This is a genomic window from Qipengyuania sp. GPGPB31 (assembly GCF_038396345.1).
GTDB classification, from domain to species: domain Bacteria; phylum Pseudomonadota; class Alphaproteobacteria; order Sphingomonadales; family Sphingomonadaceae; genus Qipengyuania; species Qipengyuania citrea.
Window position 1 is genome coordinate 321247 of record NZ_CP149572.1, and the last position, 20238, is coordinate 341484.

Genomic DNA, 20238 nt, shown 5'->3' on the forward strand with positions numbered 1-20238 from the left:
CTGGTGCGGGGGCAATCCTAGATATGGCGGCCAATCGCCTCGCGCAGTTCGGGGAGGACTTCGGCCTCGAACCACGGGTTCTGCCGCATCCAGATCGTCGAACGCCACGCGGGATGCGGCAGCGGGAAGAAGTGCGGCAGGAATTCGCGGTACCGGCGCACGCGCTCGGTCATCGACAGCCTGCGCGCACCGGGCAGGTAATGGCCCTGCGCATAGGTTCCCACCAGCAGGGTCAGCCGGTCTTCGGGCAGCAGGTCGAGGATGCGATGGTGCCATTGCGGCGCGCATTCGCGGCGCGGGGGCTTGTCGCCGCCGCTGGCCTTGCCGGGATAGCAGAAGCCCATCGGCACCAGCGCCACCTGCGCAGGGTCGTACATCTGCTGCTTGGTCAGCCCGGTCCATTCGCGCAGCCGGTCGCCGCTGGCATCGTCCCACGGGATTCCGCTGGCATGGACCTTCGACCCGGGTGCCTGGCCAATGATAAGCAACCGTGCGGTTGCCGAAAACCCCGTCACCGGGCGCACACCATGCGGCAGATGCGCCGCGCAGGTGCGGCAGCCGGCGATCGCCGCGCGCAGCTCTGCCTCGGGGCTCACGCTCCGGCTTGCTCGGCGAGCTCCAGCCAGCGTTCCTCGGCGGCATCCTTCTCGGCGCGGGCATTCTCGATGCCTTGCGAGATGTTGGCGAAGCGTTGCGGATCGGCGGTGTAGAGCGTGGGATCGGACAGGATCGCCTCGCCCTTGGCGATCGCCGCTTCGAGCTCCTCGATCCGCGCCGGGAGGAGCTCGAGGTCGCGCTGGTCCTTGTAGGACAGCTTGGCGGGCCTTGCAGGCGGCGGGGGCGGGGGCGCGGACGGAGCCTTGCCGCCCGGCTTGTCCGCCCTGGACTTGCTGGCGATGGTCTGGCGGCGCTTGCGCTGCCAGTCCTCGTAACCGCCCGCGACCACGTCGACCCTCCCGGTCCCGTCGAGCCCGAGCGTGATCGTCACCGTCCGGTCGAGGAAGTCGCGATCGTGGCTGACGATCAGCACCGTGCCCTCGTAGTCGGCGATGACCTCCTGCAGCAGGTCGAGCGTTTCGAGGTCGAGGTCGTTGGTCGGCTCGTCGAGCACCAGCAGGTTGCTCGCCTTGGCGAACTCGCGCGCCAGCAGCAGGCGGCTGCGTTCACCGCCCGACAGCACGCTGACCTTCATGTCGACGATCTTGGGGTCGAACAGGAAGTCCTTGAGATAGGCCTGCACATGCTTGCGATTGCCGCGCACGTCGATCCAGTCGCCGCCTTCGGCCAGCACCTGCCGGACGGTCTTGTCGGCAGTGAGCAGCTGGCGCTGCTGGTCGATCATCACGCCGGTCAGCGTCTTGGCGATCTCGACGCTGCCGCTGTCGGGTTCGAGCTCGCCGGTGAGCATGTTCAGCAGCGTGGTCTTGCCCGCGCCATTGGCGCCGACGATACCGATGCGGTCGCCCCGCTGGATGCGCAGGCTGAAGGGCTTGATGATCGTGCGTTCGCCATAGCTCTTGCTGATCCCGTCGGCGACGATGACCGATTTGGACTTGAACGAAGCCTCGGTCGCGAGCTGCAGCTTGGCCGTGCCGCCCGCGGTGATCATCGAGGCGCGCTGTTCGCGCATCTGGTAGAGCTTCTCGAGCCGGCCCTGGTTGCGCTTGCGCCGCGCGGTGACGCCGCGTTCGAGCCAGTGTGCTTCGAGCTTGAGCTTGGCGTCGAGCTTGTCCGCGGCCCGGGCCTCTTCGGCGTAGACCTGCTCTTCCCACGCCTCGTAGCCGCCGAAGCCCACCTCCTTGCGGCGCAGGATCCCTCGGTCGAGCCACAGCGTCGCGCGCGTCAGCCGCTTGAGGAAGGTGCGGTCGTGGCTGATGACCAGGAAGGCGCCCTTGTAGCGCTCGAGCCAGCCTTCGAGCCAGTCGATCGCGCCCAGGTCGAGGTGGTTGGTCGGCTCGTCCATCAGCAGGAGGTCGGGGTCCTGCGCCAGCGCACGCGCAATGGCCGCACGGCGCTTCTCGCCGCCGCTCGCGCCCTCGGTGGCGCGCGTCATCTCGATGCCGAGCTGGCCCGCGATGGCGTCGACCTCGTGTTCCTGCGGGGCGCCGGCACCGGCCAGCGCCCAATCCATCAGCGTGGCATGGCCGGCCAGGTCGGGGTCCTGCTCGAGCACCACGATCCGCGTGCCCGGCTTGATCTTGCGCTCGCCGGCATCGGTTTCGACCTGGCCGTCGATCATCCGGAACAGCGTGGTCTTGCCCACGCCATTGCGTCCGATCAGCGCGATCCGGTCGCGCGGGCCGACGTGCAGGTCCAGCGGCTCGTGGTCGGGCCCGCCGAACAGCCACTTGCCGCCCTGCTGCAGGGCGATGCCTTCGAGGCTGAGGATAGGGGGCTGTGCCATAGGCCGCGCGAGGTAGGCGCGCTTGGCCCCCGCCGCAAGCCGTCAGCGGGCCTGGCGCTGCTCTTCGACCATCCGCGCGACATCGGCGAGCAGCGCATGGGCATCGAAGACGATCCCGTCCTTGATCGTCCAGCGCACTCCGCCGACCTGCTCGATCGCCCCGGTTTCCCGGTTCAGCCGCGTATGCCCGGTGCCATAGAGGACCTTGAGATTGGCGAGCGGGTTCTCGGGCACGATCACGAGATCGGCGAGCTGCCCGACCGCGATGCGCCCCATCGGCGGTTCCTGCCCGAGCGGTTCGTACAAGGAGCGCGCGCCGTCGAGCGTCGCGGCGCGAATGACCGCCAGCGGCGACAGGCCCGCTTCGCGCAGCATCTCGAGCTCGCCGATATAGGCGAAGCCCCAGGTCTGGTAGATGTACCCAGGGTCCGAGCCTGCGGTGACGCGTCCGCCGCGGTCGTGGAAGTCCTTCGTCAGTTCGAACCACTTGGCGTAGAAGTTACGCCACGCGACCTCGTCCTCGCTGGTCCAGTCCTTGTAATAGCTACCGTGATTGGTCGCGCTGGGGGCGTAGAAATCGCCGAGCGAGGGGAGCGTGTACTTCGCGTGCCAGTCGAAACCGCGCGCCCGCATGACATCGCGGCTCGCGGCATAGATGTTGAAGGTCGGGCTGAGCGTCATGTCCTCGTCAATCAGCAGGTCGACATAGTCTTCCCACTTCTCGCTACCCGGCTCGACCGCCTGCGGGGCCAGGCGTGCCACCCAGGCGAAGCGCGACTGCTCGTCGAAGTAGTTGTAGTCACCGGGATAGTGCGGCAGCCCGGCCTTGAGTAGACTTTCGAAGTGGCCGTAGAAATGCGTGACGTCTTCGAGCCCAAGTTCGACCGCAGTGCGCGCGTTGACTTCGGCAACGCCCGTCTGCGCCAGATGGGCGACAGTGCCCATCTGCAGCTTCTCGGCTTCGTCGAAAGCCGCTTCGAAGACTGCGGGGGAATAGCCGTTGAAGAACTTCACCCCCCAGTATCCCTGCGCCTTCGCCCAGCGCACCCATTCGCGCGCAGCGGCAGGCGTTTCGGGGGTGCCGCGGTCCCATTTGTCGCCGAACACGGCATAGGGGATCAGGCGCGGCGCGGTGATGGTGTTGGCGGCGCTGCGCCGCGTGTCGCTGATATCGGGCGTATCGGGACCGAAGTAGAAGCTGACGCCGCGGACCGTCGTCACGCCATGAGCAAGCCACAGCTTGTAGCCATAGGATGGCTGCGGCGCCTTCGACGCATCGCCATTATGGCCGTGGACATCGACGAAACCGGGGAGGACGTACATGCCCTGCGCATCGACCACGCGCTGGGCAGTTTGCGCCTCTGCGGCCGGGGCCCCGCCGGGATAGAGTGCGGCAATGCGATTGCCTTCGACGACGATGTCGACCGGTCCGGCAGGCGGTGCGCCGCTGCCCTCGATCACGGTAGCCCCGCGGATAAGCAGTCTGTCGAAGGGGCCTTCGCCTTCGCCGGCGGGACGATCGGGCACGCGCTCCATCTGCGCGGCGAGCGGCTGGCCCCCCAGTCCGGCAAGCGCCGCCAGTGCCAATGTCCAAGCTTTCATAGATACCCCCTGAAGTCCGCGACGGTGGCTAGCGGCTGCCACGGTTCGAGGAAAGCGGGAACATTCCCGTTCAGCAAGCCGTAAAGCAGCCAAACGGATAATCCGTTCGACCTATGAGGAGCAAAGCCATGATCCGTTTCGCAATTCCCGCCCTGGCGGCAGCCACCTTCGCATCCGCCGCGCAGGCCGCCGAAGTCCAGATCCAGGCGCAGGGCCCGGTCGTCGAACTCACCGTGAGCGAAGTGGTCGACGCCAAGCCCGATATCGTCGATCTGAGCGCGGGCGTGACCAGCCAGGCGCGCACCGCGGTCGAGGCCATGCGGATCAACGCGCGTGAGATGACCGCCGTCATCGACCGGATCAAGGCGCTGGGCGTGGACGCGGACGATATCCAGACCGCGGGCATCGATCTCAATGCGCAGTACGACTACGACCAGGAGACGCGCGAACAGGTCTTTCGCGGCTATCAGGCCTCCAATCGCGTCAGCGTGACGCTGCGCGATGTCGACCGCGCCGGTGAAGTGCTCGATGCGCTGGTTGCAGCCGGGGCGAACAACGTCGGCGGTCCCCGCTTCTCGCTGGACGATGACAATGCCGCGCGCGCGCAGGCCCGCAAGGCCGCGTTCGACAATGCGCGCTCGCAGGCGCAGCAATATGCCCAGTGGTCGGGCTTCACCGGCGTACGGCTGCTCGAAGTGAGCGAATCCGTAGCCGCCGGCTCGCCGATCGCCTTCGAGGAATCGGCCGGGCGGCAGGCGATGAAGGTTGCCGATGCGCCGACCCCCGTCGAGCCGGGGCTGGTCGGCACGCGGGTTTCGCTGACGGTGAAATTCGAGATGACGCGCTAGGTCGAACCATCGCTTCCGCGCACATTCACCCCTTGTTCAATGCCCTGCGGCTAGGCAGACTCGCATCATGTCACGCATTCTGACCTTATTGCTGGCCGCCGGGATCGTCGCGGGCCCCGTTCTGGCCGAGCCTGCTTCTGCGCAGCAGCGCCGTTCCGAACAGGGCGAGGCGCGGCGCGAGATGAGCGCCGGCAACATCCTCGAATTGCGCGATATCGAGGCGCGTATCCTGCCATCGATGCGCGGGGCCGAATATCTCGGGCCCGCATACGATTCGACGGCGATGGCCTACCGGCTCAAGTTCATCAAGGATGGCCGCGTGATGTATGTCGATGTCGATGCGCGCACCGGCAAGGTGCTGCGGCGCAGCCGCTGACCGGGCGCCGAAACGCGGGCGCGGTTGACGCGTTAACCGACATGAACGAAACGCGGCGTAAACTATCCGAGGACGGACTTATATGCGTATCCTGATCGTCGAGGACGAGCCCACGCTGGGCGAGCAGCTGAAATCGACGCTCGAACAGAATGGCTATGCGGTGGATCTGTCCACCGATGGCGAAGACGGCCATTTTCTCGGCAGCACCGAGGATTACGATGCAGTGATCCTCGATCTCGGCCTGCCCGAAATCGATGGGCTGACCGTGCTCGGCATGTGGCGCAAGGAAGGCCGCAAGTTCCCCGTCCTAGTGCTGACCGCGCGCGATAGCTGGTCCGACAAGGTCGCCGGCCTCGACGCAGGAGCCGACGATTACCTTGCCAAGCCGTTCCAGACCGAAGAGCTGATTGCCCGCCTGCGCGCGCTCATCCGCCGTGCGTCGGGCAATACGTCGAGCGAGCTGACTGCCGGTGCGGTCCGCCTCGATACGCGGTCGGGCCGGGTGACGCTGCAGGGCGAGCCGGTCAAGCTGACCGCGCAGGAATACAAGCTGCTGAGCTACCTGATGCACCACAAGGGCAAGGTCGTCAGCCGCACCGAACTGATCGAGCATATCTACGATCAGGATTTCGACCGCGATTCGAACACGATCGAGGTCTTCGTCACCCGCATTCGCAAGAAGCTGGGTGCGGAAGTGATTACGACGATCCGTGGACTCGGGTACAGCCTCGACGACCCCGCCGACCAGCCGCGCGCCTGACGGGGCGTCCGGCGCGGTTGCGAAGGTCGGGAAATCCCCGCCGGCGAATCCTGCCGCCGAAAATCCGGTGACCGTGGCCACGCCGCCGCCCGCCAAACGCAGCCTGGCGCGGCGGATGATGGCGATTGCCGCGCTGTGGATCGGCGTGCTGCTGCTCGGCGGCGGTTTCGCGCTCGATCGGACGCTGGTCCGGCTGGTCGAGGACAATTTCGACGAACAGCTCGAATATGTGCAGACCGCGCTGATCACTTCGGCCGAAATCGACAGCTTCGGGGATGTGCAGCTGTATCGCTCTCTCGGCGACCAGCGGTTCCTCGAACCCAATAGCGGGGTTTACTGGCAGGTGACCGGCGAAGGGCACCAGCCGTTCCCCAGTCGCAGCCTGTGGGATCGCAACCTGACAGTACAAGGCGATCACTTCGACAACGAACCCCATTTCTACGATTCGGACCAGTTCGAGGACGAACCGCTGCGGATCGTCGAACGCACGGTCATCCTGCCCGACAGCGACACGCGCTGGACCTTCGCGGTGGCCTCGGCCCGCGACGAGCTCGATTACCAGATCACGCGCATACGATCTATCCTGGTCTGGAGTTTCGCCGCGCTCGGGCTCGGTTTGCTGACGATGGCGATGCTGCAGAGCTGGTACGGCCTGTCGCCGCTGCGCCGGGTGCGCGAGGCGATCCTGGCGATGCGGACGCATGGCACCAACCGGATTACTGCGCCGCTCCCTCTCGAGGTCGAACCGCTGGTCGATGAGATTAACGCACTGCTGGCCCATACCGAGCAGCAGGCCGAGGAAGCCCGCATGCATGCCGGCAATCTGGCGCATGCGCTCAAGACCCCGCTCACCGTCCTGACCAACGCCGCGACAGCGCACGATCCGCGCCTGTCCGATCTGGTGTGCCGCGAAACCAAGACGATGCAGCGCCATGTCGAGCACCATCTTGCACGTGCGCGTGCCGTGGGTCGGCGGGCCAGCGGCCATGCGCGCGCCGAAGTCTGGCCGAGCGCGGAAAGCGTGCTGCGCGCCGTAACCCGGATTTACGAGGACACCCGGTTCGACCTCGATGGCAACCGCGATGCCGCAGTCGCGATGGAACGGCAGGATCTCGACGAGATACTGGGCAATCTGATCGAGAACGCTGCCAAATACGGAGGTGGCAGCGTGTTTGTGACGATCGATGCCGTGCGCGCGGCGAAGGACTGCACGATCTGGATCGAGGATGACGGTATGGGCATCCCCGAAAGCGCGCGCGCTAAAATTTTCGACCGCGGTGCACGGCTCGACACGGGCAAGCCCGGCACGGGGCTCGGCCTCGCCATCGTCCGCGATGTCGTCCAGATCTACGGCGGTTCGGTGGATCTCGACGAAAGCGAGGACCTGGGCGGCTTGCTGGTCCGCCTGACGCTGCCGCGCAGTGCGCCGTAGCGCGCGGCTGTCAGTTAGCGGCCGGCAGCGCGTTCGTGGTGCCGGATGACCTCATCGATAATGAAGCGCAGGAATTTCTCGCTGAATTCGGGGTCCAGTTCGCTTTCCTCGGCCAGGTTCCGCAGCCGTGCGATCTGCGCCTGTTCGCGCGAGGGATCGGCGGGCGGCAGCGTGGCCTTCGCCTTGTATTCGCCCACGGCCTGAGTGATGCGGAACCGTTCGGCCAGCATGTGGATCAGGGCGGCGTCGATGTTGTCGATGCTCTTGCGAAAGCCGGCGAGCACGGGATCGGGCGGGGCGTTATCGGACATCTGGGTACGCTAACAAGAAATGTACGCTTGCCAAGAAAGCTTGCGCAGACCATGGCCAAGCCGAAATGTCTGCCGACGTACTTACCCTGCCGCGCAAGGAGCCCGAAGGATCGATCGAGCCGATGCTGGCTCTCACCGCTCCGGGCATGAACCAGGTCAATCAGGTCATCCTTGACCGGATGCAAAGCGAGGTGCCGTTGATCCCGGCGCTTGCGGGTCACCTGATTTCGGGCGGCGGCAAGCGCCTGCGCCCGATGCTGACGCTCGCGGGTGCGGAGCTGGTCGGTTACACGGGCAACCGGCAGCACAAGCTCGCCGCGGCGGTAGAGTTCATCCACACCGCGACGCTGCTCCACGACGACGTCGTCGACGGCAGCGACCTGCGGCGCGGCAAGGCGGCCGCCAATATCATCTACGGCAACCCGGCGACCGTGCTGGTGGGCGATTTCCTCTTCAGCCGCTCGTTCGAACTGATGACCGAAGACGGCAGTCTCAAGGTTCTCAAGATCCTGTCGGGCGCATCGGCGATCATTGCCGAAGGCGAAGTCGACCAGCTCACCGCGCAGCGCAAGATCGACACCAGCGAGGAACGCTACCTCCATATCATTCGCGCGAAGACCGCCGCGCTGTTCGCCGCGGCCAGCCGCATTGCTGCGGTGGTCGCGGAATGCAGCGAGGAACAGGAGCAGGCACTCGACGAATATGGCCGCAATCTCGGGGTGGCATTCCAGCTCGTCGACGATGCGATGGATTACGATTCGAATGCGGCCGCCATGGGCAAGGACCGGGGCGACGATTTCCGTGAAGGCAAGATGACGCTGCCGGTCATTCTGGCCTATGCGCGGGGTAGCGCGGAAGAGCGTGAATTCTGGAAGGCAGCCATCGGTGGCTTCAAGACCAGCGATGCGGATCTCGACCATGCGATCGAACTGATCGATCGGCACAATGCGGTGGCGGACACGAAGGCACGTGCGCGTCACTTTGCGCAGTGCGCGATCGATGCCCTGTCGATTTTTCCCGACGGTACCGCGCGGCAGGCGATGACGCAGGCTGCGCTGTTCTCTGTCGCACGCGGGTACTGAGCGGCTTCAGGCTAACGACCACATCCGGATGGGTCTGGCCGGGCAGCGGTTGCCCAAGCCGTCTCGACTTCATGCGGACGACGGGGTTAGGGGCAGGGCCGTGAGCGATCTACCCATCCACGCGGTCCTGCCCGATCTGCTTGACGCGCTGCGCATGCACAGCGGGGCCGTGCTGGTCGCGCCGCCGGGCGCAGGCAAGACAACCGCGGTGGCGCCCGCACTGCTCGACCAGCCGTGGTGCAATGGCACCGTGATCCTCACTTCGCCCCGCCGCGTTGCAGCACGGGCCGCGGCCGAACGGATGGCGCAGGCGCTGGGGGAAAAGCCCGGCGAAACGATCGGTTATCTGACACGGCTCGACACAAAGCGATCCGCGCGAACGCGCGTGCTGGTCATGACCGAGGCGATTTTCGTCAACACCGTGCTTGCCGATCCCGAGCTGGCAGGCGTTTCGGCGGTACTGTTCGACGAAGCGCACGAAAGGCACCTCGACAGCGACCTGGGGCTTGCGCTCGCGCTCGAAAGCCGGGCGGTGCTGCGCGAGGATTTGCGCGTGCTGGTCATGTCGGCGACCATCGACGGCGCGCGCTTCCGCACGCTGCTCGGTGACGATGCGCGCATGATCGAAAGCGCGGGGCGCGCGCACCCGCTGCAGATCGAATGGCTGGGCGCGATGCCGCAAATCCCGGTGGAAGACGCGGTCGCCAAGGCGATCGGCACGGCCTGGCGCGAACAAGCGGGCGACATCCTTGCCTTCCTGCCAGGCGTGCGCGAGATCGAGCGCACGCGCGAACGGCTGGAAGGCCGCTTGCCGAATGCGCTCGTCCTCCCGCTGCACGGGCAAGTCGATCCGGCGGGCCAGCGCGCCGCGATCCGGCGCGATCCCGAGGGGCGTCGGCGGATCGTGCTGGCAACTGCCATCGCCGAGACATCGCTCACGCTCGACGGCGTCTCGATCGTCGTCGATGCCGGCCTGTCCCGCCGCGCGGAATTCGACCGCGCGGCCGGGACCACGCGGCTGGTCACACATCGCGCGAGCCAAGCGGCTGCCGCGCAGCGGGCAGGCCGCGCCGCGCGGCAGGGCCCGGGTGTCGCCTACCGGCTATGGGAAGAAGCCGGTCACGCGGGCCGTCCCGCATTCGATCCGCCCGAAATGGAAACCGCCGATCTTGCTCCACTGGTGCTGGCGCTGGCGCAATGGGGCACGGGCGATCCCGGCGAACTGGCATGGCTCGATCCGCCGCCTGCCGCTTCGATCGCCGCGGCACGCAGCACATTGGCAGCACTGGGGGCACTCGATGCCGAAGGGCGCATTACCGAGACGGGAAGCAAGCTCGCCAAGCTCCCTCTCGACCCGCAGGGGGCGGCGTGCGTGCTGTTCGGTTGCGAACACGGCGTAGCAGATGATGCGGCGCGGCTCGCCCTGTTGCTCCAGGAACGCGGGCTCGGTGGGCAGGGCGAAGATCTGGAAGCGCGTCTCGCTCGCTGGAACGCGGACCGGGGCACGCGTGCGGAAGCGAACCGCAGGCTGGCGGGCCGCTGGGCGAAAACCGCACGCAGCCTCGTTTCGGCGAACGCGGATGCCAACCGGCCCCCACCCGGCATCCTCCTCGCTGCCGGACGACCCGAATTCATTGCACGGCGCCGCGATGCGAGTGGAGAGAGCTGGATCGCCGCCGGCGGGCGCGGTTTCGTCCTCGACCCGGCATCGCCGCTCGCACGCGCCGACTATCTCGTCATCGGTGATGCGCAGGGGCAGGCCAAGGGGGCGCGGATCACTTCGGCAATCGCGCTGGCCGAAGGCGATATCGAACGCTGGTTGCCCGAGCGGATCGAACGCCGGCAGGTCCTGCGATGGAATGGGGAACGGGTCGAGGCCCTGCTCGAACGCAGACTCGGCGCGGTCACTCTCGCGCGCGGACCCGACCCTTCGCCGGACCCGCAGGCCATCGCTGCGCTGCTGCTGGAAAAGGCGCGGCAGGATGCGGCAAAACTCCTTCCCGCGGAACTGCTTGCGCGTGCAAGCTATGCCGGGATCGAAGCGCTTTCACCCGAGGCCCTGGCGCAGACCGCAGACCTCTGGCTGCTGCCGCTGGTCGAGGGGCGGCGCGATCTGAACATACCGAAGGGCAGACTGGTCGATGCGGTGCTGGGCCAGCTCGATTGGGATAGCCGCCAGACGCTCGACAGCGCAGCTCCGCGCGTATTTGCTTCGCCTGCAGGCACGACGCATGCGATCGACTATACGGGGGATGATGCACCGAGCGTCGAAGTGCGCGTACAGGCACTGTTCGGGCTGGAACGCCATCCGCTGGTCGGGCGCACGCCCTTGCTGCTCAAGCTGACGAGTCCCGCGGGGCGTCCGATCCAGTCGACGCGCGACCTGCCGGGGTTCTGGCGGGGGAGCTGGGCCGACGTGCGCAAGGACATGAAGGGTCGTTACCCCAAGCACCGCTGGCCCGAGCAGCCCTGGGCGGAAAAGCCGAGTTTGAAAACCAAGAACGCCTTTTCAAAAACCGGCGGCTGACTTAAGGGCGCACCCATGGCAGCACGAATCTATCAGCGACCGAAGAACGCCATGCAGTCGGGCAGGGCCCGGACCGATGAATGGGTGCTCGAATTCGAGCAGTCAGAAGCGCGGCGTCCCGATCCGCTGATGGGGTGGACCGGCAGCGGCGATACGCAGGCGCAGGTTCAGCTGACTTTTCCGACGAAGGAAGAGGCGCAGGCCTATGCGCGCAAATACGATATCGTTGCCCGCGTCCATGCTACGCCGCCCAAGAGCCTCAAACTGCAGGCCTACGCCGACAATTTTCGCTGAGCGCAGTTCGTCCTTCAGCAGGATAACCAGTGGCTGATAGCGCTGCCGCGAATGCCCGGCCTGGGGGCTGGACAAAACCTGCCAACCTCACCATATGGCGCGCCGGGAGTCGGTCGGACGTTTGCGTTCGCTCACCGGGTCAGGTCCGGAAGGAAGCAGCCCAGGTGAATTGCGGCGGGTCGGCCGGCTCCTCTTTCACCCACAATTCGTAACCGTGATGGCATGACTTTTGCCGCGGTAGTGCCTACCTAGTCGGCAATGGGTGATTCACCGGACAATCCTGACAGCCCCCCGTGGGACGGCGCCGCGCAAGAGGTCGATACGCCCAGTGCGGCGGACCTCGAGAAGGCGGGGCAGGAACAGATGTTCGGCGGTGCTGCACCGCAGCCTGCCGCGCCTGCGGCGCCGCATGCCGATAGCCCGGCAGAAGCATCGCCTCCGCCAACTGTAGATGCCGCCAATCCGGCGCCGGTCGATCCCGCACAGCCCTACCGCGTTCTCGCGCGCAAGTACCGGCCGCAGACCTTCGCCGAACTCATCGGGCAGGAAGCGATGGTGCGTACGCTGGCCAATGCGATCGCGCGCAACCGGCTGGCGCATGCCTTCTTGATGACGGGCGTTCGCGGGGTGGGCAAGACATCGACCGCCCGGCTTATCGCGAAGGCCCTGAACTGCGTCGGACCCGACGGGCAGGGCGGCCCGACCATCAGCCCCTGCGGCGTGTGCGAACCCTGCCGCGCGATTGCCGAGGGGCGCCATATCGACGTGATCGAGATGGACGCCGCCAGCCATACCGGCGTCGACGATGTGCGCGAGATCATCGAAGCGGTGCGCTACGCGGCGGTTTCGGCGCGCTACAAGATCTACATTATCGACGAAGTCCACATGTTGTCGCGCAACGCTTTCAACGCCTTGCTCAAGACGCTGGAAGAACCGCCCGCGCATGTGAAGTTCCTGTTCGCCACCACCGAGGTCGAAAAGCTCCCGGTGACAGTGCTCAGCCGCACGCAGCGGTTCGATCTGCGGCGCATCCCTTCCGAACTGCTCGAAGCGCATTTTGCGTCGATCTGCGAAAAGGAAGGCGTCGAGGCGGAAGCCGAGGCGCTGCACATTGTTGCCAACGCGGCAGAGGGTTCGGTTCGCGACGGCTTGTCGATCCTCGACCAGGCCATCGCGCATGCCGATCTCGATACCGACAGCAAGGTGACCGCAGCGCGGGTTCGCGACATGCTGGGCCTGGCCGACAAGAGCGCGCAGCGGCGCCTGTTCGGCCACATGCTGGAGGGCGAGGGCAAGGCCCTGCTCGAGGCGGTCGACGAACAATATGCGCTGGGCGTAGAGCCGTTGGCGCTGCTGCGTGCGCAGATGGATGTGGCCCATCGGATCACGGTGGCACAGGTTTCCGGCAACGAGCCCGAAGGGGTAAGCGCGGACGAGCGCGAGCAACTGGCGGAATGGGCTGCGCGGATCCCCGCCGGCCAGTTGCACCGTCTGTGGCAATTGCTGCTCAAGGGGCACGAGGAAGTCCGGCTTGCGCCCGATCCGCTGGTTGCGCTGCGCATGGCGCTGCTGCGCACCCTGCATGCCGGACAGATGCCCGATCCGGGCAAGCTGGCCAGGAAGCTCGAAACCCTTGTCGAGCGAGGACCTGCGCCAGCATCTTCCCCCGCACCGGAAGGCGGGGGCGATGCGGCCCCGCAGGCGGCGCTGGACTGGAAGGAAACGGTCGATACGATCGACGCTTCGGGGATGATGCAGCAGGCCAGCGTCATGCGCCTTCAGGTGCGGGTGGTCGAGTTCACCGACGGTACCCTGCGCTACGGGCGCGATGCGAAATATTCCGAAGATATCGCGCCGGTCCTGCGCGAGACATTGCACCGCCATACCGGCAAGCGCTGGGCGGTCGAGGAAGTGCCGGGCGGGGGTGGCGCGCCCTCGCTGGTCGAAGTGGCCGAGGCCGAGCGTGATGCGGCCGCCGCAGCAACACGCGCGCATCCGCTCGTCAGGGCTGCGCTCGACACCTTCCCCGAAGCGGAATTGATTGAAGACGGCGGCGCATCCTCCCAGCGCCGCGAAATCCCTTGGAGTAGAAAAGCATGAACATGGAAGAAATGCTCGCGCAGGCGCAGAAGGCCGCGGAAACGATCCAGAAGCAGATGAGCGATGCCCAAGCCAAGCTCGACGAAATCGAAGTCGAAGGATCGGCCGGCGGCGGCCTCGTGAAGGTGCGCGCGACCGCGCGGGGCCGGATCGTTGGCGTTGCGATCGACGACAGCCTGATGAAGCCCGAAGAAAAGCAGATGCTCGAGGATCTGGTGACGGCGGCGTTCAACGACGCGCGCGATCGCGCCGATCGCGTATCGGGTCAGGAAATGGACAAGATCCAGCAGGGCGCCGGCCTTCCCGCCGGGTTCAAGCTGCCCGGAATGTGATGTGCACTTCCCTGGCCGGGGCGTTTCAGAAGCGCTCCGGCCAAGGCCTATCAGTCCTGCCGAGGATGCGGTCGTCGCCGTTCGTCCAGATCGCGGTTGTTGTCGAAGGTGCGCCAGCCCTCGCGGTCACGGATCAAAGCCGCGTCGCACCGCGCGCAATTCGTCCGGAAATTCATCCCGTCGTCCCAAACATGGCGACGGTTCACGCGATGGCCGCGCATTTTGCAGACCATTGAACCCAGCATCGCTAGCCCTCCCACTGCAGAACGCGTCTTGGCACCGAATCGGTGTATGGTTAAGCGACATTAAACGCGTGTGAAGCGCGTCACCAGCCATCCACATGACTTTGACCGGCGGCGTTGCGTTGCGGGACATGGCTCACCATATTCCTCGGGAACGGCCGACAACGGCCCCCAATGGAATTGATTGATGACCCAGAGCTACCCCCTTCTTCCCCTGCGTGACATCGTGGTGTTCCCCGGCATGGTAGTGCCGCTGTTCGTGGGACGTGACAAATCGGTCGCCGCGCTCGAATCGGCGATGGAAGGAAGCAAGGACATCTTCCTGCTCGCGCAGCTCGACCCGGGCTGCGACGATCCCGAGCGCGACGATCTGTTCGACGTCGGCGTGGTGGCGCAGGTCCTGCAGCTGCTCAAGCTGCCCGACGGCACCGTTCGTGTGCTGGTTCAGGGGTCGGAGCGGGCATCGCTCGAAGCACTCGAACCGCGCGGCGAATTCGTCGAAGCGGTGGTTTCGTCGAGCGATCTGGTAACCGCTTCGGGCAATGAAGTGGTCGCGATGATGCGGCAGGTGGTCGAACAGTTCGGCGAATACGCCAAGCTCAACAAGAAGTTGGGCGAGGACGCGGCGGACCAGCTGGGCGATATCGACGATGCCGGCGAGCTCGCGGATACGATTGCCGCAGCGATCAATGCCAAGGTGTCGGACAAGCAGGCGCTGCTGGTCGAGCGCGACCCGCTCAAGCGGCTCGAAATGGTCATGTCCTTCATGGAAGGCGAGCTTTCGGTGCTGCAGGTGGAGCGCCGGATCCGCGGCCGCGTGAAGCGGCAGATGGAAAAGACCCAGCGCGAATACTATCTCAACGAACAGCTCAAGGCGATCCAGAACGAGCTGGGCGGCGACGACGACGCGAGCGACGAAATCGCCGAACTGACCGAAAAGATCGCCAAAACCAGGCTCAGCAAGGAAGCCCGCGAAAAGGCCGAAGCCGAGCTCAAGAAGCTCAAGGCCATGCAGCCGATGAGCGCCGAAGCGACGGTCATCCGCAATTATCTGGACGTGCTGCTCGACCTGCCCTGGGGCAAGAAGAGCAAGGTCAAGAAAGACATCGGCAAGGCGCAGCAGGTGCTCGATGCCGATCACTACGGGCTCGAGAAGGTCAAGGACCGGATCATCGAATACCTCGCGGTGCAGGCGCGCACGCGCAAGCTCAAGGGGCCGATCCTGTGTCTCGTCGGACCGCCGGGTGTCGGCAAGACCTCGCTCGGCAAGAGCATCGCCAAGGCGACGGGACGCGAATTCGTGCGCCAATCGCTCGGCGGCGTGCGCGACGAAGCGGAAATCCGCGGGCACCGGCGCACCTATATCGGCTCGCTCCCGGGCAAAATCGTCACCAACCTCAAGAAGGCGGGCAAGATCAACCCGCTGTTCCTGCTCGACGAGATCGACAAGCTGGGCCAGGACTTCCGCGGAGATCCCGCTTCGGCGCTGCTCGAAGTGCTCGACCCCGAACAGAACAGCAAGTTCCAGGACCACTATCTGGAACTCGACCTCGACCTGTCGGGCATCATGTTCGTGACAACGGCGAACAGCCTGAACCTGCCGCAGCCCTTGCTCGACCGGATGGAGATCATCCGGCTCGAAGGCTATACCGAGGACGAAAAGGTCGAGATCGCCCAGCGCCACCTGCTTGCCAAGCAGATCGAGGAACATGGCCTCAAGGAAGGCGAATTCGAGCTGACCGAAGAAGGTTTGCGCGACCTGATCCGCTATTACACCCGCGAGGCGGGCGTGCGCACGCTGGAGCGGGAACTCGCCCGGCTGGCTCGCAAGAGCCTGCGCAAGATCCTCGAAAACGAGGTCGAAAGCGTCACGATTACGCCTGACAACCTCAGCGAGTTTGCCGGGGTGCGCAAGTTCAAGCACGGCATGAGCGAGGAAGAACCTCAGGTCGGTGCCGTGACCGGGCTCGCCTGGACCGAGGTCGGCGGCGAACTGCTGACGATCGAAAGCGTCACCACGCCGGGCAAGGGCGAGATCAAGACCACCGGCAAGCTCGGCGAAGTGATGAATGAAAGCGTCGCCGCGGCGTTCAGTTTCGTGAAGGCGCGCGCGCCGCATTACGGGATCAAGCCGAGCCTGTTCCAGCGCCGCAACATCCACATTCACTTGCCCGAAGGGGCAGTGCCCAAGGATGGCCCCAGCGCTGGCGTGGGGATGGTCACCTCGATCGTCTCGACGCTGTCGGGGATCTCGATACGGCCCGACGTCGCCATGACCGGCGAGGTCACGCTGCGGGGCCGCGTTCTCGCCATCGGCGGGTTGAAGGAAAAGCTCCTCGCCGCACTGCGCGGCGGGATTGGCAAAGTCCTGATCCCCGAGGAAAACGTCAAGGACCTCGCGGAAATCCCCGCGAATGTGAAGGACGGGTTGGAAATCGTTCCCGTGGCCCATGTCGACGAAGTGCTCGCGCATGCGCTGTGCAGCGTGCCGGACCCGATCGAATGGACCGAAGCCGACGATCTCGCAGCGCAGCCCGATCACGCACAAAGAGTGGCATCACAGACTGCGCATTAACAATTGATGTGCTGCATTGCAGCGACTCGCATGGTCCGCGGACTCGGTTTCGCGGACCATGTCGCGTGACCACTCGCCAGATTGATTGGTGAATTCGCGGTTCACCCTAGTTTTCCGCTATCTTGCCCTGAAATCCGCTGTTTTCAGCCAAAAATGCCTTTGACAGCGCGCCTAAAAAACTCTCAATTCCTCCGTCTTCGCCGAGGCGATTCAGCCATTCCCACCCGAAGACAAAACAAGGGGGTTTCCCAGAATGAACAAGAACGACCTGATCACCGCAGTCTCCGACTCCAGCGGCCTTTCCAAGAGCGACGCTTCGAGCGCGGTCGAAGGCGTTTTCGACGCCATCACCAAGTCGCTGTCGAGCGGCGACGAAGTGCGCCTGGTGGGCTTTGGCACGTTTTCGGTCGCCAAGCGCAAGGCCTCGACCGGTCGTAACCCGCGCACTGGCGAGCCGATGACGATCAAGGCTTCGAACCAGCCCAAGTTCAAGGCCGGCAAGGGCCTCAAGGACGCCGTGAACTAAGCACGATTTCCGCATCCGCGCGCTTGACGCGCGGATGGAACCGAACTGCGCCGCGCTTTCCATCCCGGGAGGCGCGGCGTTTTCGTATCGTTCAGTCGAATGCCACCAGCGCGGTGGGCGGCTGCTGCGTCGACGGCCCTACATTCCACCTCAGCGACTGCCCGCGTGCGTGCGGCTTGGGGCCTTCATCGGTGTTGTTCGCCAGGATCCGTCCATCGGTGACGATCGTGAATGTGCCCTGGGGCACGACAATTCGCGGGGCTTCGCCGCTTTCCTCGGCCTGTGCCATGGCAGCAAGGGCGGCGAAAGACGCCGTGCCCCAGGACGGTTCTTCCTTGCCTGCAGCAAAGGCGGGGGCATCGACGCGCACTTCGCCGCCGTCGCGCAGGTTGATGCTCACGAAGGCATTGGCCCCCGGCATCCCTTCGACCGTGGGAAAGACGAAATCGTGCGTCAGTGTCCCGGCAGTGACGAAGCTCACATCAAAGAGGCCGTCACCCCGATACTCGACCTTTTCCCAGCCCCGCTGGCGTTCCAGCCGCGTAGCGATCTCTTGCGCGGCCTGGGGGTCGGACGGATCGATACTGCCGACGAACTGGCGCAGCATTTCCGCTTCGCGTACGCGCTCTGCCGCGCGTTCGCCGGCAGTCTCTTCCCATTCAGCGCGCTGCGCAGCGATCTCGGCCTCGCTGCACTCGCGGACCTCGTAATCCTCGTCATAGCATTCGGCTTCGAAGCGCTCTTCGCTCGCCCGGTTCATCTGTGCCAGCTGGCTGAGGGCGAGCATCTCGATCTCGCCGTCATAAGCGAAGGAAAACCTTTCGTCGGAATACAGGTGCAGTTCGCTGCTGAACGTCCCCGGCGACAACAGGCATCCCCCGAGCGCGAACGATGCGGACAGTGCGATAAGGATGCGGTTCATGTCGGTTCCCCCGTGTTGAAGTGGGCTAGCGCGTGGCGACCGCGTAGAGCGCTATCGCTCCCGCGTTGGACACGTTGAGGCTCTCGATCTGGTCTCCGATCGGCAGTTTCGCGAGCACGTCGCAATGCGATTCGATATTCTGCCGCATGCCTTCGCCTTCGGCCCCGAGCACCAGCGCGATGGGGCCTGCGGCCAGCGTTTCGCCCAGCGTCGCATCGGCAGTGCCGGTCAGACCGATGCGCCAGTATCCCGCCTCGGCGATCTGCTCGAGCGCGCGTGCCAGATTGACGACGCGGACCCAGGGCAGCACTTCGAGTGCGCCGGAGGCCGATTTGCCGATCACGCCGCCTTCGGGCGGGGCATGGCGATCCTGTGTGACAAGCGCGGCGGCGCCGAATGCGGCCGCGGAACGCATGATGGCGCCGACATTGTGCGGATCGGTGACCTGGTCGAGCACCACGATCGGGCGCGCCGGGTCTCCGTCCAGTACCTCGTCGAGGTGCGTGTCTTCCAGCGGCGCGCATTCGAGCACGAGTCCCTGGTGCGGGGCATCCTTGGCCACCAGCCGCGCCAGATCGGTCGCTTCGGCGTATTCGAGAGGGAAATCCGCCGGCAATTCGCCATCGAGCGTATCGATCGCATCGCGCGTCGCCCACAGCTTGCGGTGCACCCGGTCGGGGTTCTTGAGCGCGGCTTCCACCGCGTGCCGGCCCCACAGGCGCACCTGCCCCGATCCCGCGCGGCCGCTGCCCCGGCCGCCCTTCATTCGGCCCGCACGGCCCCTGAGTGCACGTTTGCGTTCGCCTTTAGCCATCGAATACGTCCTGTCTGTAACTTTGCATGGGCCTGTGCCAGCGAGGGCATTGACAGGCAAGCGCCGCTTCGCCAAAGGGGCGCCTCTCGGCACGGGGTCGGACTATCCGATCCCTCGATTTCCTCAGTGAAATGGCCCGTGTGGACAGGTGGCCGAGTGGTTAAAGGCAGCAGACTGTAAATCTGCCCGCGCAAGCGTACGCTGGTTCGAATCCAGCCCTGTCCACCACCGCCCTCTCTCTTAGCATCTACCTGCATCCCCAGAAATCCATGGAAACTGTTGGATTTCTGCGGTATATTGCGTCTATTCCGTCCCCACAGAGCCATCGTGATCCACCTGCATCCGAGGCCTAGTGTGGGGAAGGTGTGGGGAAAGACGGACGCTTCCCCACACTTGTATTTTCCGGAACGGCCTGCGGAAGTGTGGGGAAGGAAATGGGTAAGCTTACGGCGGTGGCAGTAAAGGCAGCTTTGGCGAATCCGGGCACGTATCAGGATGGCGACGGTCTATTTCTCAAAGTGGGGAAAACCGGCTCCGCTTCATGGCTGCTTCGACTCCAGCAAGACGGCAAGCGGAGGGACATCGGGGTTGGGAGTGCCAAATTGGTCACGCTGGCGGAGGCACGCGAGAAAGCTAACGAACTGCGCAAGGCGGTTAAAGTTGAAAAGCGCGACGTTCTCACGGAACGAAAAGACGAAGCCGCCGCCAAGGTCACCTTCCGTCAAGCCGCCACTCAATACCACTCCGACAATGAAGCGGGCTGGAAAAGCGATGTTTACACACGCCAATGGCTCGCCAGTCTTGAGAACTACGCATTCCCCAAACTCGGTGACATGCCGACCGGCAGTGTCACCGCAGCCGACATCATCGAAGTCCTCAGCCCGATCTGGCAGGAAATCCCGGAAACCGCCCGCCAGGTGCGCAACCGTATTTGTGCGGTGCTGGACTATGCGCATGCAAAGGGCTGGAGATCGACCGAAGCACCGTCTGCCAACAGCAGCCTGAAAGCAGGGCGGGGCCTGCCTCGGCAAATCAAGAAAACCCAGAACCGCAAGGCAATGCCTTATGTGGCCATTCCATCTTTCCTGACC

19 protein-coding genes, 1 tRNA gene, 1 other RNA gene and 1 pseudogene are annotated in these 20238 nt (G+C 65.1%); 14 read left to right on the forward strand and 8 right to left on the reverse strand.

Features of this window, described 5'->3' with window-relative positions; all coding sequences use genetic code 11:
* Positions 1-17: 17 nt before the first annotated feature.
* Genes WKH79_RS01755 through WKH79_RS01765 form a run of 3 tightly spaced genes read right to left on the reverse strand, consistent with a single transcriptional unit; the run spans position 18 to position 4006 of the window.
* Positions 18-596, reverse strand: coding sequence for a uracil-DNA glycosylase family protein (locus WKH79_RS01755; RefSeq protein ID WP_050600078.1), 579 nt, complete (start codon positions 594-596; stop codon positions 18-20).
* Positions 593-2404, reverse strand: a complete 1812-nt coding sequence (locus tag WKH79_RS01760; protein WP_341859418.1) for an ATP-binding cassette domain-containing protein — start codon at positions 2402-2404, stop codon at positions 593-595. Before WKH79_RS01760 ends, WKH79_RS01755 begins: the two co-directional genes overlap by 4 nt.
* Before the next feature lie 42 nt (positions 2405-2446).
* Positions 2447-4006 carry an amidohydrolase family protein gene (locus WKH79_RS01765; RefSeq protein WP_341859419.1) on the reverse strand — a complete coding sequence of 520 codons (1560 nt, stop codon included), beginning with the start codon at positions 4004-4006 and terminating at the stop codon, positions 2447-2449.
* Between the two features lie 128 nt (positions 4007-4134).
* Between WKH79_RS01765 and WKH79_RS01770 the strand changes: the two genes are divergently transcribed.
* The 4 genes from WKH79_RS01770 to WKH79_RS01785 all read left to right on the forward strand — a co-directional run bounded on the left by WKH79_RS01770 (position 4135) and on the right by WKH79_RS01785 (position 7422).
* The gene (locus WKH79_RS01770; RefSeq protein ID WP_160767140.1) at positions 4135-4854 is read left to right on the forward strand and encodes an SIMPL domain-containing protein; all 720 of its coding nucleotides are present in this window, start codon (positions 4135-4137) and stop codon (positions 4852-4854) included.
* 67 nt (positions 4855-4921) lie between these two features.
* A complete protein-coding gene (locus tag WKH79_RS01775) occupies positions 4922-5230 on the forward strand; it encodes a PepSY domain-containing protein (RefSeq protein WP_341859420.1) in 309 nt (102 codons plus the stop codon).
* 82 nt (positions 5231-5312) lie between these two features.
* Positions 5313-5990, forward strand: coding sequence for a response regulator transcription factor (locus WKH79_RS01780; protein ID WP_050600073.1), 678 nt, complete (start codon positions 5313-5315; stop codon positions 5988-5990).
* A 115-nt stretch (positions 5991-6105) separates the two neighbouring features.
* Positions 6106-7422 (forward strand): HAMP domain-containing sensor histidine kinase, encoded by a 1317-nt coding sequence (locus WKH79_RS01785; protein WP_341860080.1) that lies wholly within the window; start codon positions 6106-6108, stop codon positions 7420-7422.
* A 14-nt stretch (positions 7423-7436) separates the two neighbouring features.
* On the opposite strand, the gene WKH79_RS01790 is transcribed toward WKH79_RS01785, so the two are convergent.
* Positions 7437-7733, reverse strand: coding sequence for a chorismate mutase (locus tag WKH79_RS01790; protein WP_050600071.1), 297 nt, complete (start codon positions 7731-7733; stop codon positions 7437-7439).
* 65 nt (positions 7734-7798) lie between these two features.
* Between WKH79_RS01790 and WKH79_RS01795 the strand changes: the two genes are divergently transcribed.
* The 6 genes from WKH79_RS01795 to WKH79_RS01820 all read left to right on the forward strand — a co-directional run bounded on the left by WKH79_RS01795 (position 7799) and on the right by WKH79_RS01820 (position 14068).
* Positions 7799-8815, forward strand: a complete 1017-nt coding sequence (locus tag WKH79_RS01795; RefSeq protein WP_160767137.1) for a polyprenyl synthetase family protein — start codon at positions 7799-7801, stop codon at positions 8813-8815.
* Positions 8816-8915: 100 nt separating this feature from the next.
* Positions 8916-11342: an ATP-dependent helicase HrpB gene (gene hrpB, locus WKH79_RS01800; protein WP_341859421.1), complete on the forward strand. Its 2427-nt coding sequence runs from the start codon at positions 8916-8918 to the stop codon at positions 11340-11342.
* A gap of 15 nt (positions 11343-11357) precedes the next feature.
* Positions 11358-11636 (forward strand): ETC complex I subunit, encoded by a 279-nt coding sequence (locus tag WKH79_RS01805; RefSeq protein ID WP_063505540.1) that lies wholly within the window; start codon positions 11358-11360, stop codon positions 11634-11636.
* A gap of 102 nt (positions 11637-11738) precedes the next feature.
* An RNA gene (gene ffs / locus WKH79_RS01810) (signal recognition particle sRNA small type) lies at positions 11739-11833 on the forward strand.
* Positions 11834-11894: 61 nt separating this feature from the next.
* The gene (locus tag WKH79_RS01815; protein ID WP_341859422.1) at positions 11895-13736 is read left to right on the forward strand and encodes a DNA polymerase III subunit gamma/tau; all 1842 of its coding nucleotides are present in this window, start codon (positions 11895-11897) and stop codon (positions 13734-13736) included.
* Positions 13733-14068 (forward strand): YbaB/EbfC family nucleoid-associated protein, encoded by a 336-nt coding sequence (locus WKH79_RS01820; RefSeq protein ID WP_063505538.1) that lies wholly within the window; start codon positions 13733-13735, stop codon positions 14066-14068. Before WKH79_RS01815 ends, WKH79_RS01820 begins: the two co-directional genes overlap by 4 nt.
* A gap of 50 nt (positions 14069-14118) precedes the next feature.
* Here the strand turns inward: WKH79_RS01820 and WKH79_RS01825 are convergent, their stop codons facing one another.
* Positions 14119-14313, reverse strand: a complete 195-nt coding sequence (locus WKH79_RS01825) for a hypothetical protein (RefSeq protein ID WP_237452495.1) — start codon at positions 14311-14313, stop codon at positions 14119-14121.
* A gap of 184 nt (positions 14314-14497) precedes the next feature.
* On the opposite strand from WKH79_RS01825, the gene lon reads away from it, so the two are divergent.
* Together lon and WKH79_RS01835 are read left to right on the forward strand one after the other, a co-directional pair.
* Positions 14498-16885, forward strand: coding sequence for an endopeptidase La (gene lon / locus WKH79_RS01830; protein ID WP_341859423.1), 2388 nt, complete (start codon positions 14498-14500; stop codon positions 16883-16885).
* 253 nt (positions 16886-17138) lie between these two features.
* Positions 17139-17411 carry an HU family DNA-binding protein gene (locus WKH79_RS01835; protein ID WP_050600063.1) on the forward strand — a complete coding sequence of 91 codons (273 nt, stop codon included), beginning with the start codon at positions 17139-17141 and terminating at the stop codon, positions 17409-17411.
* A 91-nt stretch (positions 17412-17502) separates the two neighbouring features.
* Here WKH79_RS01835 and WKH79_RS01840 read toward each other — a convergent pair whose 3' ends face one another.
* The gene (locus WKH79_RS01840) at positions 17503-18333 is read right to left on the reverse strand and encodes a hypothetical protein (RefSeq protein WP_341859424.1); all 831 of its coding nucleotides are present in this window, start codon (positions 18331-18333) and stop codon (positions 17503-17505) included.
* A gap of 25 nt (positions 18334-18358) precedes the next feature.
* Complete coding sequence (rlmB, locus tag WKH79_RS01845) at positions 18359-19147, reverse strand: 23S rRNA (guanosine(2251)-2'-O)-methyltransferase RlmB (protein ID WP_341859425.1); 789 nt, start codon at positions 19145-19147, stop codon at positions 18359-18361.
* Positions 19148-19289: 142 nt separating this feature from the next.
* Between rlmB and WKH79_RS01850 the strand changes: the two genes are divergently transcribed.
* Together WKH79_RS01850 and WKH79_RS01855 are read left to right on the forward strand one after the other, a co-directional pair.
* Positions 19290-19375 (forward strand) — tRNA-Tyr (locus WKH79_RS01850).
* A gap of 206 nt (positions 19376-19581) precedes the next feature.
* Positions 19582-19782: pseudogene (locus WKH79_RS01855) on the forward strand (Arm DNA-binding domain-containing protein); the annotation flags it as partial.
* On the opposite strand, the gene WKH79_RS01860 reads toward WKH79_RS01855, so the two are convergent.
* On the reverse strand, positions 19687-20103 hold the full coding sequence (locus WKH79_RS01860) for a hypothetical protein (RefSeq protein ID WP_341860135.1): 417 nt from the start codon (positions 20101-20103) through the stop codon (positions 19687-19689). The pseudogene WKH79_RS01855 and the gene WKH79_RS01860 sit on opposite strands and share 96 nt — an antisense overlap.
* Between the last annotated feature and the right edge of the window lie 135 nt (positions 20104-20238).